The sequence below is a fragment of the Vibrio sp. 2134-1 genome, from assembly GCF_033339495.1.
The window spans coordinates 1-820 of the sequence record NZ_JAWOUS010000269.1; the positions used below are offsets into that span (position 1 = coordinate 1).

The window sequence follows — 820 nt, forward strand, 5'->3', positions numbered from 1 at the left end:
TTCAGTGATTTGATTTTCGACTTGAGAAGCGCTGAGTCCGGGAGCCGAAACCAATACATCTGCCATCGGCACAACGATTTGCGGGTCTTCCTCTTTCGGTGTCAACCACAAGGCCGCGGCACCGACCACAAGCGCGAGTAAAATCATGATCGGAGGGAACAAGCTGTTCATCACAGACTGAACAAAACTTCGCTTTAGTTTGTCGGGCATCCTTTCCCCTCCATATCAGATTGATTGTTTACGCGTTCGCGGTTTTCATCTTCTTCGCGTTACGGTTAGTAATGATCGCTTTCGCGAACAGAGATCCAACTAACATCGCAAGGAAGAACACTACAATGCTCACGTTGCCTAATGCCAGACTCGCAACTGCAGGGCCAGGGCAAATACCTGCCAAACCCCAACCTAAACCAAAGATCGCCGCACCAGATAACAAACGTCCGTCGATGTTCTTATTGGTTGGTGTGCAAAACGCTTCACCGCTAACTGATTGTTTTCTCGGCTTGATGATTAAAAAATAGCTTGGCATGAATACCGCGAGTGCGCCGCCCATCACAAAAGCCAAACTTGGATCCCAACTGCCAGAAATATCTAAAAATCCAATGACTTTAGCTGGGTCGATCATGCCGGACACCGCCATGCCCATACCGAATAACACACCGCTCAAAAGAGCAGAAAAACGAAAAATAGTCTTGTTCATGGAATCTCTCTTAAACTAGGTGAAGTCGAACGAATACCGTTAGGCCAGCGCCGGCCATAAATACACAGGTCGCCACAATAGAGCGCTTAGACAAACGGCCCATGCCACAAATGCCGTGTCCGC

2 protein-coding genes and 1 pseudogene are annotated in these 820 nt (G+C 48.5%); all 3 read right to left on the reverse strand.

All coding sequences use genetic code 11. The annotated features are described in order from the left end of the window. Positions 1 to 210 (reverse strand): hypothetical protein (locus R7R78_RS25400; RefSeq protein ID WP_225474534.1); only part of this gene is annotated, 210 nt, incomplete at its 3' end. A gap of 28 nt (positions 211 to 238) precedes the next feature. Beyond that, entirely contained in the window at positions 239 to 697 is a 459-nt protein-coding gene (locus R7R78_RS25405) for a YeeE/YedE family protein (protein ID WP_005460965.1), read from the reverse strand. A 10-nt stretch (positions 698 to 707) separates the two neighbouring features. Next, a pseudogene (locus tag R7R78_RS25410) lies at positions 708 to 820 on the reverse strand (YeeE/YedE family protein); the annotation flags it as partial.

Bases quoted from the DNA above. Each gene is read 5' to 3' on its own strand.
- R7R78_RS25405 (WP_005460965.1), bottom strand. From the start codon at position 697: ATGAACAAGACTATTTTTCGTTTTTCTGCTCTTTTGAGCGGTGTGTTA.